Source organism: Streptomyces sp. NPDC031274, assembly GCF_055570235.1.
In genome coordinates this window covers 1-16,120 of record NZ_JBVIHP010000057.1, presented here as the reverse complement: position 1 = coordinate 16,120, position 16,120 = coordinate 1, and the positions used below count along the sequence as shown (strand labels likewise).

The following is a 16,120-nucleotide window of genomic DNA, read 5'->3' as shown; positions in this document are numbered from 1 at the left end:
GCGGGTGCTGTCGGGCAGGTCCAGGGCTGCGGCTGTCTCGCGGGTGGCGGTGTGGGTGAGGATGACCGAGGTGCGGGAGGTGGTGGCCATGCGGGCCAGGCGGGCCGGGGGGTAGTCGGGGTCCAGGGGCAGGTAGGCGGCGCCGGATTTGAGGACGCCGACCAGGGAGATGATCAGGTCCAGGCTGCGGTGCAGGCAGATCCCGACCACGTCCTCGACGCCGATGCCGCGGTCTTGCAGGTGGTGGGCGAGCTGGTTGGCGGCCTGGTCCAGTTCCCGGAAGGTCAGCTGGCCCTCTTCGCCGGTGACGGCGATCGCGTCGGGGGTGCGGGCGGCCTGCGCGCTGATGGCTTCGTGCATGAGGCCGGTTGCGGCGGGCTCGGGCAGCGGGTTGCCGAAGGCGGCGATCTGCTGGCGTTCGGCGTCCCCCAGTAGCGGGTGGGTGTGCACCGGCTGGTCGGGCTGGCTGGTGGCGGCTGCCAGGAGGCGCTGCCAGGCGTCGTGCAGGCGGGAGATGGTGTCGTTGTCGAAGAGGTCGGCGGCGTATTCGATGCGCCCGGTCAGCGAGCCGTCGGCTTGTTCGCGCAGGTGCAGGGCGAGTTCGAACTGCGCCCGGCCCCCGCCCGCCACCAGCTCACTGACCTGCATGCCCGGCAGCTGCACCGGCTCGCGGGGGGTGTTGTCCAGGGCGAACAGCACCCGCACCAGACCGCCCCGCTCGCCGCCTCCCACATGCTGGGCGACCTTCTCGAAGGGAATGTCCTGGTGCGCCAGCGCCTCCAGGGTGACGGAGCGGGCCCGCTCGACCAGATCGCCGAAGGTCGGGTCCCCGCTGATGTCCACCCGCAGGGCCAGAGTGTTGACGAAGAAGCCCACCACATCATCGAGCTCACTGCGCCCCCGCCCGGCCACCGGAGTGCCGAGCACCACATCATCCCGCCCCGCCCAGCGTCCAAGGACCGCGGCGAACGAGGCAAGCACCGTCTGGAAAACCGTGGCCCGGCCCGCCTCCGCGACCATCCGCACTCGCCCGGCCACACCCCCACCCACCACCACAGGAAGGGACCCGGCCGGGTAGGAGGAGCTCTGCTCGCCGCGCGGGCGGTCCACCGGCAGGTCGAGCGGGGCGGCTCCGGACAGGGTCTGCTTCCAGTGCGCGAGTTCTTCGGTGAGCACCTCGTCGCGCAGTTCCTCGCGCTGCCAGACCGCGAAGTCGCCGTACTGGAGGTCGAGTTCGGCCAGCGGTGACATTTTGGCGCCGCCTGCGAAAGCCGCGTACAAGGCGCCCAGTTCGCGCAGCACGATGCCAAGGGACCAGCCGTCCACCACCGCGTGATGCGCCACCAGAGCCAGCACCCACTCACCGGCCGCCAGCCGGCCCACCACCACCCGCACCAACGGACCCGTCGCCAGATCGAACGGCTCCTCCACCACCGACGCCAACCACCCCTCCACACCCGCATCAGCGACATCCGCCACCTCAAGCGCCACCGACACCGACGCCTCCACGACCTGCTGCAGCCCCCCGTCCGCCCACACGAACCGCGTCCGCAGTGCCTCATGCCGGGCGATCACCTCACCCACGGCCCGCTCCAGCACCCCCACATCCAGCGCACCGGAAACCCGCAGACCCCCCGCCACGTGATACGCCGACCCCGCACCCAGCCGGTCAAGCAGCCACAACCGCTCCTGACCGAACGACGCGGGAAACAAGAAGGCCTCTTCGTCGTGCTCGGCCCCAGACATGAACTCGGCCTCAGACATGGCGGTTTCAGCCCTCCGGATATGTGGCTTGCTGGCTTGCTGGGTTGTGGGAATGGTTCGAGCCCGCAACCGAGGCTCGCAGCGCGGTGCCGTGCGCGGCAGTCGGGAGGAACCCCTACGCGGCGTGGCCGACGGCTGTAGGGGATTCCCCCGACTGTGCGGCGAGGCCGCGGGCGGTGACGCTCGTGATGGGCCGGGAGACCACTCGGCCGGATCGACACGAGGAGGAACGGGATGACCACCGCTACCGCGGTCAGCACCTGCCCGGAGTGCGAGAACGGCGTTGCCGTGCCGGACGGGGTGCGCCAGAGCGAGATCGTCGAGTGCGGCGACTGCCTGAGCGAGCTGGAAGTGATCACCACCGAGCCGCTTTTGCTCGCCCTCGCCCCCGAGGTCGAGGAGGACTGGGGCGAGTAGGACGGCCGCCGCCGGGTCCCCGGACGCCCGTCCGGGGAGCCCCCTCCTTCCCCAGCCCCGTCAACTCTGTTCGGACCTGGAGGTCCCCGTGATTCGTGCCGGCGTCTACGGCGCGTCAGGCTACATCGGCGGAGAGCTGCTCCGGCTGCTGCTCGGCCACCCCGAAGTGGACATCGTCAGTGCGGTGTCCGGCAGGCTGGTCGGCCGCAGGGTGGACACCGTCCATCCCAATCTGCGCGGCTCCACCGACCTGCTCTTCTGCGAGCCGTCGGACGTCGCCGACTGCGACGTGATCTTCACGGCCGTCTCGCCCGCGGTGGCGGGCGACCTGGTTCCCGAGGCGGGCGCCAAGGCGCAGGTCGTCATCGACCTCAGTGGCGGATTCCGGCTGCGCGACCCCGAGTTGCACGCCCGCTACTACGGCGAGCACCCGCGGCCCGAGCTGCTCCAGGAGTTCGTCACCGGCTGGCCGGAGCGCTACCGCAAGGAGCTGGCAGGCGCCGACCGGATCGCCATGCCGGGCTGCATGGCCAATGCGGCGACCCTCGCCCTGCACCCGCTGGCCGCCGAAGGCCTGATCCGCAGCGACGTCAGCATCGATGGCCGGGTCGGATCGAGCGGGTCGGGAGTGAGCGCCGACGCGATGAACCTGCACGCCGAACGCAGCGGCGCCATGCGGGTGTTCAAGCCGCAGCGCCACCGCCACGAGGCCGAGGTGGCCCAGGCCACCGGCCTCACCGCCCGGATGAGCGCGACCGGCGTCGAGGCGGTGCGTGGCGTACAGGTGCTCATCCGTGTCGCGGCGGCCGACGGCGTCACCCTCGGCGAGCGCGAACTGCGCAAGCTGTACCGCGCCTACTACGCCGACGAGCCGTTCATCCGGATCGTCACGCAGAAACGCGGCCTGTACCGGCTGCCCGAGCCGAAGATCCTGAGCGGCTCCAACTACTGCGACATCGGCTTCTCCACCGACCCCGACGACGGAACCGCCGTGCTCATCGCGGCGCTCGACAACCTCGTCAAGGGCGGTGCGGGCAACGCCGTACAGACCATGAACATCCGCTTCGGCCGGCCGGAGACCCTCGGTCTCGGGTTCACCGGCCTGCACCCGGTGTAGCACCGGCGAGAACCGGTGGGAGCCGGAGAGAAGGGGAGCAGGGCAGTGGCAGACGGACTGACCGTCGTGAAGTGCGGCGGGGCCGCAGGCGTGGACCCGGCCCGGGTGTGCGCCGACGTGGCCGCGCTGGTCAAGTCGGGGGAGCGGGTCGTGCTCGTGCACGGCGGCTCGGCCGAGCTGGAGCAGCTCGCGGCCCGGCTCGGCGTTGAGCAGCGCACCATCACCGCGCGCAGCGGTGTCACCTCGCGCTACACCGACGAGGCGACGTTGGAGGTGCTGACGCTGGCCCTCGCGGGGCAGGTCAAGCCCGCCCTGCTCGTCGAGCTGGCCGGGCACGGGATCGCCGCGGTGGGTCTGACCGGCCTGGACACCGGCCTGCTCAGGGCCCGCCGCAAGACCGCGATCCGGGCCCGGGTGGACGGCCGTACCGTACTGGTGCGCGACGACCACAGCGGGCGGATCGCCGAGGTCGAACCGGCGGCCCTGAAGGTGCTGCTCGACGCGGGGATCACCCCGGTCGTCTCGCCTCCGGCGCTCGCCGAGGACGGTCGGCCGGTGAATGTGAACGCGGACCGTGCCGCATCAGCCGTCGCGGTGGCGCTCGGCGCGAGCCGTCTGGTGTTCCTGACCGCTGCGCCCGGCGTGCTCGCCGATCCCCGCGACGAGTCGAGCCGCCTGGCGCGCTGCGAGCTGCCCGCCGACGGCACTCCGCCGGGCGCCGAGGGCGGGATGGCCGTGAAGCTCATCGCCGCACGCGAGGCTCTGGTCGGCGGTGTGCCCGAGGTGCTGATCGCCGACGGCCGTGCCGAAGGGCCGGTGCGCCGCGCGCTCGCGGGCGAATCCACGGCCGTCGCCCTGGCAGCAGAGGCAGAGGCAGAGGCAGAGGCAGACGTAGCGGCGGACGTAGCCGCAGTGGCAGCGGCAGCGGAAGAAGTGGCCAACAGTGGGGGAGCCGACCATGAGTGAGCTCAAGCGGGTGCCCCGCCGGGCCACCCGGGCACCCGGCGGGCGCCCCGGCGGAGCCCGCGAGGCGCTCCAGCGGCTCCAGGAGAGCCGCCGCACCGAGCAGCGCATCGAGCCCGCCGACCGCGACCGCAGCCTGCCCCTGGCCGCGGCCCAGCAGCGGCTGTGGTTCCTCGACCGGTGGAACCCCGGCTCCGCCGCCTACAACGCGCCGCTCGCGCTGCGTCTGACCGGTCCGGTCGACGTCGCCGTGCTCGGCCGTGCGCTCAGCGGTGTGGTGGCGCGGCACGAGATCCTGCGCACCCGCTACGAGAGCGTGGACGGGCTGCCCCACCAGATCGTCGAAGATCCCGCGCCGGTGCCGCTCGACGTAGCCGACCTGCGCGAACTGCCCGCCGACGAGCGGGAGAAGAAGGTCACCGAGCTCATCGCCGACGGGGCGGGCCTGCCCTTCGACCTGACGCGGGGCCCGGTGCTGCGGGCGAGCCTGTTCCGCCTCGCCGACGAGGAGCACGTTCTGCTCCTCGCCATCCACCACATCGCCACCGACGGCTGGTCCACGGCGATCGTCACGCGCGAGGTGATGGCGTACTACGCCGCCGAGGCGGCCGGTGTGAGCGATCCGCTGCCGCCGCTGCCCGTGCAGTTCGCCGACTACGCGGTGTGGCAGCGCCGCAAGCTCGCCGAGTCGTCCTTCGGTGACCGCCTCGCCTACTGGACCGAGCGGCTCGACAACCTGCCGGTGCTCGACTTCCCGACCGACCGGCCACGGCCCAAGGAGCCGACCGGCGCCGGTTCGGTGCGCGAGAGCAGACTGCCCGCGAGCCTCCAGCGCGCCATGGTCGAGCTGGCCCGCACGGAGCGAGTCACCGTGCTCACCGTGGCCCTCGCCGCTTTCCAGACACTGCTCGCCCGCTACACCGCCCAGGACGACATCGTGATCGGCTCGGTCGTCAACGGCCGTACGCAGCCGGAGATCGAGCCCCTGGTCGGCTTCTTCGCCAACACCCTGGTCCTGCGCACCGACACCTCGGGCGACCCCACGTTCCGTGAGCTGCTCGCCCGTACCAACGAGACCGTCGTGGGCGGTCTGATGCACCAGGACGTGCCGTTCGGCAAGGTCGTCGACGCGCTCAAGACCGAGCGCGAGGCGGGGCGCAACCCGTTGTTCCAGATCTCGTTCACGCTGCAGAACGCGAGCGCGGACGGCGACGATCTCGGCGCTCTCCGTATCGAGCAGGTGCCGCTGATCGTCGGCACATCGCGCTTCGACCTGGCCTTCCAGCTCACCGAGGTGCCCGGCGACGGCTACCACGTGTGGATCGAGTACTCCACCGAGCTCTTCGACGCCGACCGCATCGACCGGCTCATCGCCCACTACGGCCGCATCCTTCAGGCCGTCGTCGCCGACCCGTCGGCCCGCGTCGGCCGCATCGAGCTGCTGTCCGCCGCCGAACACGCCGAGCTCGTCACCGGTGAGAACCGCACCGGGACGGCGTACGACACGGCGGGTCTCGCCCTGCACCAGCTGTTCGAGCGGCAGGCGGATCTGCACCCCGAGCAGCCCGCGGTCCGCTTCCGCGGCAGTGGTCTCACCTACGGTGAACTCGAGGCGCGCGCCAATGAGTTGGCGCACCATCTGCGATCGCTCGGGATCGGTCCCGAGAGCCGTGTCGGCATCCTGATGGAGCGCGGCCCCGAGCTGCCCGTCACCCAGCTCGCCATCCTGAAGGCCGGTGGCGCCTACGTGCCGCTGGATCCGATCCACCCCACCAACCGGCTCGGCTACATGCTGGACCGGGCGGGCTGCTCGCTCGTGGTCACCGAGGGCGCGCTCGCCGACGCCCTGCCCGACGGCCCGGACGGGCCTGGCGGTCCTGATGGCCAGGGCGGCCTGATACGTCTCGACTGGCGGGACCCGGAGTTCCGCGCGGCCCTGGGGCGTGCCCCGAAGAGCCGTCCGGACGTCGCCGTGCATCCGCGCAATCTGGCGTACGTCATCTTCACCTCGGGTTCCACAGGGCGGCCCAAGGGCGTCCTCGTCGAGCACCGCAGTGCCGTCAACTTCACCAGCTCGTCGGTGGAGATGTTCCGCCTCGGCACCGACGACAGGGTGCTCCAGTTCGCGAACCCCGCCTTCGACGTATCCGTCTTCGAGATCTACAGCGCCTTCGCCTCCGGGGCCACCCTGGTCATGGCGCCGCGCGGCACCCTCCTCGACCCGGCGTCCCTGACCGCGCTGCTGCGCGACGAGCGGATCACCACCGCGGACATCCCGCCGTCCCTGCTCGCCGTCCTCGACCCCGCGCAACTCCCCGATTTCCGCAAGCTGTTCGTGGGTCTTGAGCCCTTCCCGGGCGATCTCGTCGACCGCTGGCGCGACGGCGGCCGCAGGGACTTCCACAACGGGTACGGCCCGACCGAGACCACGGTCGCCTCCGTGGACCACCTGTGCGGCCCCCAGCTCGGCTCCGCGAGCCCGCCCATCGGCCGCCCCCTCGCCAACCAGTACGCCTATGTGCTCGACCCGTTCGGACAGCCCGTCCCGCGCGGAGTGGCCGGCGAGCTGTGGATCGGCGGGCTCGGCCTGAGCCGGGGCTACGCGGGCTCGCCCGGCGCGACCGCCGAGCGTTTTCTGCCCGACCCGTTCGCCGCGCCCGGCAGCCGCATGTACCGCACCGGCGACCTGGCGCTGCGCCGCGGCGACGGGGACCTGGAGTTCTTCGGCCGCGCGGACACCCAGGTCAAGATCCGCGGACTGCGCATCGAACCCAGCGAGATCGAGCAGGTCCTCTCCCGGCACGCCGGTGTGCGGCAGGCCGCGGTGGTGGTGCTCGACGGGGAGGGCGGTCCGCGACTCGTCGCGTACGTGGTGCCCGAGGGCGCTGCCCGCCCGCAGCCCGCCACGCTCCGCGCCCACCTCGCCGATGACCTGCCCCCGTACATGCTGCCCGCCGCGTTCGTGACCCTGGACGCGCTGCCGCTCACCCCGAACGGCAAGCTCGACCGGACCGCGCTGCCCGCGCCCGAGGAACGCGCCCGCAAGGACCGCGAGGCCCCTGCCACCGCCACCGAGCGTGCCGTCGCCGGGATCTGGGCCGGTCTTCTGCCCGGCAAGGACTTCGCCCGCGACGACAACTTCTTCATGGTGGGCGGCAATTCGCTCCAGGCCACCCAGCTCCTCGCCCGTATCGAGGAGACCCTGGGCGCCGAGGTCCAGCTGCGGCAGCTGTTCACCCACGCGACGGTCGAGCAACTGGCCGCCCTGATCGACACCGCCCGCCCCGCCGTGACCGGGCCCGACACCGCTTCGGCTCCCGTGGTGCTCGCACCCGGCGGCGCACGGCCCGTCTTCTACTGCGTCCACCCGAGCGGCGGCTCCGTCGCCCCGTACGTCCCGCTGGCCGCCTCGCTCCACCCGGAGCAGCCGCTGCACGCCCTGGAGGCACCCCGCTCCCTCGACGGGAGCGACCCGGTCGCCGCCCTCGCCGCGGCGCACGCCGCCACGATCCGGGCAGCCCAGCCGCAAGGCCCGTACCACCTGGGCGGCTGGTCGACGGGCGGCGCCGTCGCCTTCGAGACCGCACGCCGACTGCGCGCCGAGGGAGCCGAGGTGGCGGTGGTCGCCCTCATCGACACCGATGTGCCGCCCGAGCTCGCCGAACCCCCGAGCACCGCCCTCGCGATCGGTCTGTACGCCGTCGACCTCGCCGGGCTGCGCGGCCTGGGCCCCGAGGACATGCCCGCCCTGGACGACATCGAGGCTCTCGACTACGAGGAGCAGATCGCCGTGGCCGTACGCAGGATCACCGCATCCCCGCTCGCTCCCGACGCCGACGAGGCCCAACTCGTCGACCGCATGGCCACGTTCGTGGCGACCGTGCGCGGCGGAGCGGTCTGGCGGCCTCAGCCCGTCGACGTACCGCTGACGCTGCTCACCTCAGAGGCGCCCGGAGCCGAGGAGCGGGCCCGCTACTGGGCGGCGCGCACCACCGGCGGCTTCACTCACCACGAGGCGCCCGGCGACCACTACGCCATGATGGTGCCGCCGCACGTGGGCACGGTCGCCGACCTGATCCAGGAAGTCCTGGACCGCGCGGGCAGCACCGCCCGCCGGGAGGTGCGCGCATGAACGGCCCGCGCCCTTCCTCGCCCGCCACCCGCCCTTCCTCGCCCGCCACCCGTCCCGACCCCCTGGACACCTGGCTCACCCCCGAGCAGCTCGCCTTCCGCCGCGACGTACGGGACTTCTTCGCCGACGAGCAGGTCCGCAAGTCCATCGACGCCCTCCAGGACCACGCCCCGCGCGAGGAGAGCGGACTGCTCGACGTCTACCGGCAGCTCGGCGAGCGCGGCTGGCTCGCGGCGGCCTGGCCCGAGCGGTACGGCGGGCTCGGTCTCGGCCCAGTGGAGGCGGGGATCGTCCTGGAGGAGATGGTCCTGCACGGGGTGCCCGAGGACCAGCACGTCCTCAGCATCGACACCGTGGGCCAGTTCCTCCTGGAGGTCGGCACGCCCGAGCAGCGGGCCCGGCACCTGCCGCGCCTCGCCCGGGGCGAGGAGATCGCCACCGTCCTGTTCACCGAACCGCACTGCGGCTCGGATCTCGCGGCGCTGCGCACCGCCGCCGTGCCGGACGACGACGGATGGCGTCTTTCCGGACGCAAGATCTTCAATCAGAAGTCGCAGTTCGCCGAGTGGGCGCTGTGCGCGGCCCGCACCGGCGAGGGCCCCGTGAAGTACCACGGCATCACCCTGTTCCTGCTCCCGCTCCGCTCGCCCGGCGTGGTGATCAACCCGGTGTGGAGCATGGGCGACGAACGGTTCAACGAGATCGTCATCGAGGACGTCAGGCTCACCGCCGAACACGTCGTGGGCCGGGTCGACGAGGGCTGGCAGCCCATCAACGACATGCTCCTCCTGGAGCGCACCGGCATGGACTTCCAGGCCAAACTGCGGCGCTGGCTCGACGCGGTCGTCGCGGACGCGCGCCGCTCCGGCCGGATCGCCGAACCGGCCTACGCGCAGCGGCTCGCCGAGCTCGACGCCAAGCTCACGGCGGGCCGCGCGCTCGCCTGGAACATGGTGCGGGCCCGTCTCGCCGGTACGCCCGACCCGGTGGCATCGGCCGCCTCCAAGTGGTTCGTCACCCAGCAGTCCGACGCGGTGGTCCGGCTCGGCGCCGACGTCATGGGTCTGGACGGCCTGCTGACCACCTGGGACGGCGAGGCGCCCGACCTGGGCCGCCTGGAGGCGGTGTACCGGCAGAGCCCGGCGCACACCCTCGCCTCCGGCACCTCCGAGGTGATGCTCCAGATCATCGCCGCCCAGGGCCTCGAACTCTTCTCCTGATCGCGAGTGGCCGCGACTGGCCGCGAGTGGCCGCGACTGGCCGCGACTGGCCACGGCTGGCCGCGGCTGGCCGCGACCGGCTGTGACTGACCACGGCTGATCGCGACTGACCTCGATCGACCTCGATCGCCCCCGTTCGACCTCGACTGACCTCGACTGACCTCGACCCGAGAGGACCCCGCCCATGACGTCCGTAGCGGCCCAGGCCCCGGCCCTGCCCGCCGACCTCGCGGAACTCCTCGGTGGTGAACTGGCCCCCACCGTACGGCGGATGGGGGAGCGCCCGATCGGCGGCGGACCGGTCACCGATGAGCAGGCGCGGGCCCGCGCCGCCGTGTGGGAGACCCTCACCGAGACGGGCGTGTTCGACACGGCCGCCGACGGCACCGAGAGCCGTGAACACCTGCTCCAGCTCGGTGAGTTGATGGGCCGTTCGCTCTACCGGGGGCCCTATCAGGACACGGCGGCCACCGCCGAACTGATCCGCGCGCTCGGGACGGAGTCGCAGGAGCACGCCGACCTCCTGGACGCGCTGGCCGACGGCGCCGCCGCCGTCGCCCTCGCACCGCGCGCCGCGGGCACCGACGACCCGGCGGCGCCCGCACCGCTCACCCTCGGCGACGGTCCCGACGGGCCCTGGATCTCCGGGAGTCGGCGCTTCGTGCCGTTCGCGGACGCCGTGGACTGGCTGCTCGTCGTGGGCGCCGTGCCGCACGGTACGGCGCTCGCGCTGGTACGGGCCGACGGCCCCGGCGTCACTCTGCGCCGCCAGGACGACATCAGCCGCGGCGATCTGCACACCGTCACTCTGGAGCGCGTCCCGCTGTTCGGCGGCCGGCTGCTCGGCGACCCCGCGGACGCCACGGCAGCCTGGGCGTGCGTCCTGCGGTCGCTGCGCGTGCGGCAGGCCGCCGCCCTTGTCGGCCAGGCGCAGGGCGCGCTCGCGCTCGGCGTGGAACGCGCTAAGAGCCGGGAGCAGTTCGACCAGCCGCTCGCCCGTCACCAGAGCCTCGCGTTCACGCTCTCCGCGCTCGCGGCCCGCGTCATCGCCGTACGCGCCCTCGTCGAGCAGGCGGCCCGCACCGACGACGAACTCACCGTCCTCCAGGCCCTCGCGCTCGCCGGTGAACTCGCCCGCGACGCCGCCGCCCAGTGCCTGCACATCCACGGCGCCCACGGCATGAGCGAGGACGCCGACATCCAGCTCTACTTCCGCCGCGCGGCGCTCGACGCACTGCTGTGGGGCAGCCCCGCCCAGCTCTGGGCGCGAGCCGCCACCCTCCTCTGAGTCCGCGCCCGCCCCGTACAACCCCCCTCGAAAGGACCGGCCCATGTCCGCACGGACCGCCGCTCTAGGCCCCGCCGTAGACCCGATCCCGATCCTGCGCGACCTGATCCGCTTCCGCAGCGTCAATCCGCCCGGCGACGAGCGCCGCTGCGCCGAGTACATCGCGGACCTGCTCGCCGACGCGGGCATCGAGTCGAGGATGCTCGGCCCCGACCCCGAGCGGCCCAACCTCGTCGCCCGCATCCCCGGCCGGGGCGAGGCGCCCCCGCTGCTGCTGCACGGGCACTCCGACGTGGTGCCCACCGACGGGCAGGAGTGGACGCACCCGCCGTTCGACGCGCTGCTCATCGACGGCGAGGTCTGGGGCCGCGGCGCCATCGACATGAAGGGCGGCCTCGCCATGATGCTGTCCGCGCTGCTCACCCTGCACGCACGCGGCGAGGCACCCGCCGGTGACGTGCTGCTCGCGGTCGTCTCCGACGAGGAGAACGGCAGCCGGGTCGGCGCGGGCTGGCTCGCCGGCCACCACCCCGAGCTGTTCGAGGGCATCCCGTACTGCATCGGCGAGGACGGCGGCGCCGTGCTCACCGTCGATCCCGCCCGCCGCTTCCACCCGGTGGGCGTCGCCGAGAAGCGGGCCTGCTGGCTGCGGCTCACGCTGCGCGGGCGCGGCGGCCACGCCTCACGCCAGGGCTGGCCGAACCTGGCCGTGCACCAGCTCACCGACGTACTGACCGCGCTGCGCGACGGCCGCCTGCCGGTGCACATCACGCCCGCGTTCGACCGGATGCTCCAGGACCTCGGAACGGTCGTCGGCGACGAACTCGCCGCAGAGATAGCGGCGTTGCGCAAGGGTGAGCGCACCACAGTGCCGTACGAGCTGATGAACACGGCGGACGCCGTCTACCTGGACTCCACGATCCGGCACACCGTGAACCCGACGATCATCCGCACTCCCGAGAAGATCAACATGATCCCGGCGGAGATCACCGTCGACCTCGACGGCCGCATCCTGCCCGGCGACTTCACGGTCGAGGACTACATCGCGGAACTGCGCGCCCTGATCAACGAGTACAGCGCGAGCGGCACCCTCGGCGACGAGGTGGAGATCGAGCTGCTGCTCGAAGGATCGCGCAACCCGAAGAACGAGCCCGAACTCGGCGCCTTCTACGAGCGGTTGACGGACATCCTGCGCACCGCCGACCCGGAAGGCCTGCCGATCCCGATGATCACCCCGGCCTCCACCGACGCCCGGCTCTTCGCCAACCTCGGCATGGACTGCTACGGCTGGCTGCCCATGCTCCTGCCCGCCGGGTCCCGTTACCAGGAGAACATGCACGACGCCGACGAGCGGGTCCCCGCCGACGCCGTCCGCTTCGGGGCCGACTGCCTCTACGAGCTGCTGCTCGACCACCCCTGAGCCCGTAACCCGCCACCGCCCGCCACCGCCCGGCCCCGCCCACCCGTCCGCACACCGGAGGAAACCCATGTCGTTCCGTCCCGCCGACCTCGTAGAGATGCTGCGTGCCCGTGCCGCCGCCACGCCCGAGGCCACCGCGTACATCCTGCTCGAGGAGGACGGCTCGGAGCGCCGGCTCACCTACGGCGAGCTCGACGTCCGGGCCCGGGCCACCGCCGCCGCCATGCAGCAGTCGGGCGCCGCCGGTGGCCGGGCGCTGCTGCTCTACCCGCCGGGCGAGGAGTACATCGTCGGCTTCTTCGGCTGCCTGTACTCCGGCACCGCCGCCGTGCCCGTCTACCCCCCGTCCGGCAAGCGCGGCCTCGACCGGCTCATGGACATCGTGACCGACGCCGAGGCCACCGTCGCGCTCACCGACGACTCCACCCTCCAGCTCGTCACCTCCATGGGCGACGCGCTCGGCGACCTCGCCAAGCTCGCCTGGACCGCCACCGACACCGTGGCCCGCGACGCCGCGCCGTCGTGGACCGAGGTCGCGCCAGGCGCCGACGCCCTCGCCTTCCTCCAGTACACCTCCGGCTCCACGGGATCGCCCAAGGGCGTCATGCTGCGGCACGGCAACCTGATCGAGAACTCCCGCACGATCGCCCACGCCAACCGCTCGACGCCGGACAGCGTCGGCGTCAGCTGGCTGCCGCCCTACCACGACATGGGCCTCATCGGCGGCATCCTCCAGCCCCTCTACAGCGGCTTCCCCTGCGTCCTGATGGCGCCCATGACGTTCCTGCGCCGCCCCTTCCGCTGGCTCGACGCGATCAGCCGACACGGCGGCACGATGAGCGCGGCACCCGACTTCGCGTACGCCGAGTGCGTGCGCCGCGTCACCGAGGAGGAGCTGGCCGGGCTCGACCTGAGCAGCTGGGAACACGCGATGGTCGGCGCCGAACCGGTACGCCGCCGCACCCTCGACGACTTCGCCCGGGTCTTCGGTACCACCGGCTTCCGCCGCTCGTCCTTCCACCCCTGCTACGGACTCGCCGAAGCGACCCTGTTCGTCACCGGCGGCAAACCCCGCACCGAACCCCTCGCCGTGACCCTCACCGACGAGGGCCCCCAGACCTACGCGGACGACACGGCGCAGCCCGGCACCACCCTCATCGGATGCGGTGACATCCAGGGCGAGGACCGCATCCTGGTCGTCGACACCGAGACGCTGCTTCCGGCCGCCGACGACGCCGTCGGCGAGGTCTGGGTCACCGGCGGTTCCGTCGCCCAGGGCTACTGGCGCCGCCCCGAACTCACCGAGCAGACCTTCGCCGCCGAACTCGCCGAACCTGACGGCAACAGCTATCTGCGCACCGGCGACCTCGCCTTCCGACACCAGGGCGAACTGTTCATCACCGGCCGCATCAAGGACCTGATCGTCGTCCGCGGCCGCAACCACTACCCGCAGGACATCGAGTACACGGCCGAGCTCAGCCACGAACTCCTGGTACCCAACCGGGCCGCCGCCTTCGGGCTCGACGACGGCACCGACGAGCGCGTAGTGCTCCTGCACGAGGTGAGCCGCGCGTTCCGCGACGAGCACGCCGACGCGGTGCTCGCCGCGATCCGCACCGCCGTCACCGAAGAGCACGGACTCGCCCTGCACGACATCGTGCTGGTGAAGATGGGCGCACTGCCGCGCACCTCCAGCGGCAAGATCCGCCGCCGGGAGAGCCGCGAGCGCTACGCGGCCGACACGTTCACCGCGCTGGCGAGCAGCGGCGGCGCCACCGCCTTGGCGGCCGAGAACAGCGCCGCCGAGCTGCTCGCCGCCGACCCGGCGGCCACCGCCGTACTGGCCCACGTCGGTGAGGTCCTCGACCTGGCTCCCGACCGAGTCTCCGCCGCGCTGCCCCTGATCGCCCAGGGCCTGGACTCGCTGCGGGCCGTCCGGCTCCGCGCGCTCCTGGAGACGGGGCACGGCGCGGACGTTCCGCTCGCGGTGCTGCTCGGCGACACGACGGTGGAGCAACTGGCCTCTGTGGTCGCGGAGTCGAAGGATCGCGGGCATCTCGTGCCCATCGGCCGTCGGGACGACTCGGCGCCGATGACCGCGTCGTTCGGTCAGGAGCGGTTGTGGCTGCTCGACCGGCTGGGTGCGGGGTCGGCGTATCACGTGGCGGGGGGTCTGCGGGTTTCCGGCGCGCTGGATGTGGGGGTGCTGGAGCGGGCCGTGGGTGAGGTGATCGCCCGGCACGAGGCACTGCGGACGCGGTTCGTGTGGGCGGACGGGGGGCTGCAGCAGGTCGTGGAGGCTTCGCTGCTGCCCTCGGTGACAGTGGTGGATGTCGCCGATGCGGATGAGTGGCTGGCCTCGGTGGTGGAGGAGCCGTTCGATCTGGCGGCGGGCCCGTTGGTGCGGGTGGTGGTGGGCCGGCTCGGCTCCGGTGAGTGGGCGCTGGCGTTGGTGGCGCATCACGCGGTGGTGGACGGCTGGTCCCTCGGCATCGTCCTGCGCGAACTGGGCGCCTTGTACGGCACGTTCGCGGATGGCATCGAAGTGTCGCCGCTGCCGGAACTCGGCCTGCAGTACGGGGACTTCGCCGCCTGGCAGCGTGCCACGGTCGCGGGGGGGACCTTGGAGTCCGGTCTTGTCCACTGGCAGGGCGTACTCGACGGCGCGAACGCCCTGGAGCTCCCGACCAGCTCTTCGCGGGGTGACAGCCGGGCTTCGTACGACCTCGGGGTGCTTCCCGTGGTCGTGGGGGGAGATGTGCTCGGGCGGGTGCGGTCGGTGGCGGAGGCGGGCCGGGCCACGGTTTTCCAGACGGTGCTTGCCTCGTTCGCCGCGGTGCTTGGCCGTTGGGCGGGCCGGGATGATGTGGTGCTTGGTACTCCGGTGGCCGGGCGGGGGCGCAGTGAGCTCGATGATGTGGTGGGGTTCTTCGTCAACACCCTGGCGCTGCGGGTGGACATCAGCGGGGACCCGACCTTCGGCGATCTGGTCGAGCGGGCCCGCTCCGTCACCCTGGAGGCGCTGGCCCACCAGGACGTTCCCTTCGAGAAGGTCGCCCAGCATGTGGGAGGCGGTGAGCGCGGTGGTCTGGTGCGGGTGCTGTTCGCGCTGGACAACACCCCGCGCGAGCCGGTGCAGCTGCCGGGCATGCAGGTCAGTGAGCTGGTGGCGGGCGGGGGCCGGGCGCAGTTCGAACTCGCCCTGCACCTGCGCGAACAGGCCGACGGTTCGCTGGCCGGGCGGCTCGAATACGCCGCCGACCTCTTCGACACGGCCACCATCTCCCGCCTGCACGACGCCTGGCAGCGCCTCCTGGCAGCCGCCACCAACGCTCCGGCCCGTCCGGTGCACGCCCATCCGCTGCTGGGGGACGCCGAACGCCAGCAGATCGCCGCCTTCGGCAACCCGCTGCCCGAGCCCGCCGCAACCGGCCTCATGCACGAAGCGATCGCCGCGCAGGCTGCCCGCACCCCGGACGCGGTCGCCGTCCAGGACAGTGACGGCCACCGGCTGACCTTCCGGGAGCTGGACCAGGCCGCCAACCGGCTCGCCCACCACCTGCAAGACCGCGGCATCGGCGTGGAGGACGTGGTCGGTGTCTGCCTGCACCGCAGCCTGGACCTGATCATCTCCCTCGTCGGAGTACTCAAAGCAGGTGCCGCCTACCTGCCCCTGGACCCCGACTACCCCCCGGCCCGCCTGACCCGCATGGCCACCACCTCCCGCACCTCGGTCATCCTCACCCACACCGCCACCCGCGAGACAGCCGCAGCCCTGGACCTGCCCGACAGCACCCGC

At 72.5% G+C, this 16,120-nt stretch carries 9 protein-coding genes; 8 read left to right on the top strand and 1 reads right to left on the bottom strand.

Features of this window, described 5'->3' with window-relative positions:
* The coding region (locus ACZ5CR_RS43175) for a condensation domain-containing protein (protein ID WP_468868558.1) at positions 1 to 1,764 on the bottom strand (1,764 nt) is incomplete at its 3' end.
* A 234-nt stretch (positions 1,765 to 1,998) separates the two neighbouring features.
* Between ACZ5CR_RS43175 and ACZ5CR_RS43170 the strand changes: the two genes are divergently transcribed.
* The 8 genes from ACZ5CR_RS43170 to ACZ5CR_RS43135 all read left to right on the top strand — a co-directional run.
* Complete coding sequence (locus ACZ5CR_RS43170; RefSeq protein WP_383283110.1) at positions 1,999 to 2,181, top strand: lysine biosynthesis protein LysW; 183 nt, start codon at positions 1,999 to 2,001, stop codon at positions 2,179 to 2,181.
* 88 nt (positions 2,182 to 2,269) lie between these two features.
* The gene (gene argC / locus ACZ5CR_RS43165; RefSeq protein WP_468868551.1) at positions 2,270 to 3,298 is read left to right on the top strand and encodes an N-acetyl-gamma-glutamyl-phosphate reductase; all 1,029 of its coding nucleotides are present in this window, start codon (positions 2,270 to 2,272) and stop codon (positions 3,296 to 3,298) included.
* A 45-nt stretch (positions 3,299 to 3,343) separates the two neighbouring features.
* Positions 3,344 to 4,264, top strand: a complete 921-nt coding sequence (locus ACZ5CR_RS43160) for a [LysW]-aminoadipate kinase (RefSeq protein WP_468868547.1) — start codon at positions 3,344 to 3,346, stop codon at positions 4,262 to 4,264.
* Positions 4,257 to 8,393 (top strand): non-ribosomal peptide synthetase, encoded by a 4,137-nt coding sequence (locus tag ACZ5CR_RS43155; RefSeq protein ID WP_468868544.1) that lies wholly within the window; start codon positions 4,257 to 4,259, stop codon positions 8,391 to 8,393. Before ACZ5CR_RS43160 ends, ACZ5CR_RS43155 begins: the two co-directional genes overlap by 8 nt.
* Positions 8,390 to 9,613, top strand: coding sequence for an acyl-CoA dehydrogenase family protein (locus tag ACZ5CR_RS43150; protein ID WP_468868542.1), 1,224 nt, complete (start codon positions 8,390 to 8,392; stop codon positions 9,611 to 9,613). Before ACZ5CR_RS43155 ends, ACZ5CR_RS43150 begins: the two co-directional genes overlap by 4 nt.
* A gap of 184 nt (positions 9,614 to 9,797) precedes the next feature.
* Complete coding sequence (locus ACZ5CR_RS43145) at positions 9,798 to 10,901, top strand: acyl-CoA dehydrogenase family protein (RefSeq protein ID WP_468868540.1); 1,104 nt, start codon at positions 9,798 to 9,800, stop codon at positions 10,899 to 10,901.
* A 43-nt stretch (positions 10,902 to 10,944) separates the two neighbouring features.
* Complete coding sequence (locus ACZ5CR_RS43140) at positions 10,945 to 12,321, top strand: M20/M25/M40 family metallo-hydrolase (protein ID WP_468868536.1); 1,377 nt, start codon at positions 10,945 to 10,947, stop codon at positions 12,319 to 12,321.
* 67 nt (positions 12,322 to 12,388) lie between these two features.
* A partial coding sequence (locus ACZ5CR_RS43135; protein ID WP_468868532.1) for an AMP-binding protein occupies positions 12,389 to 16,120 on the top strand: 3,732 nt, incomplete at its 3' end.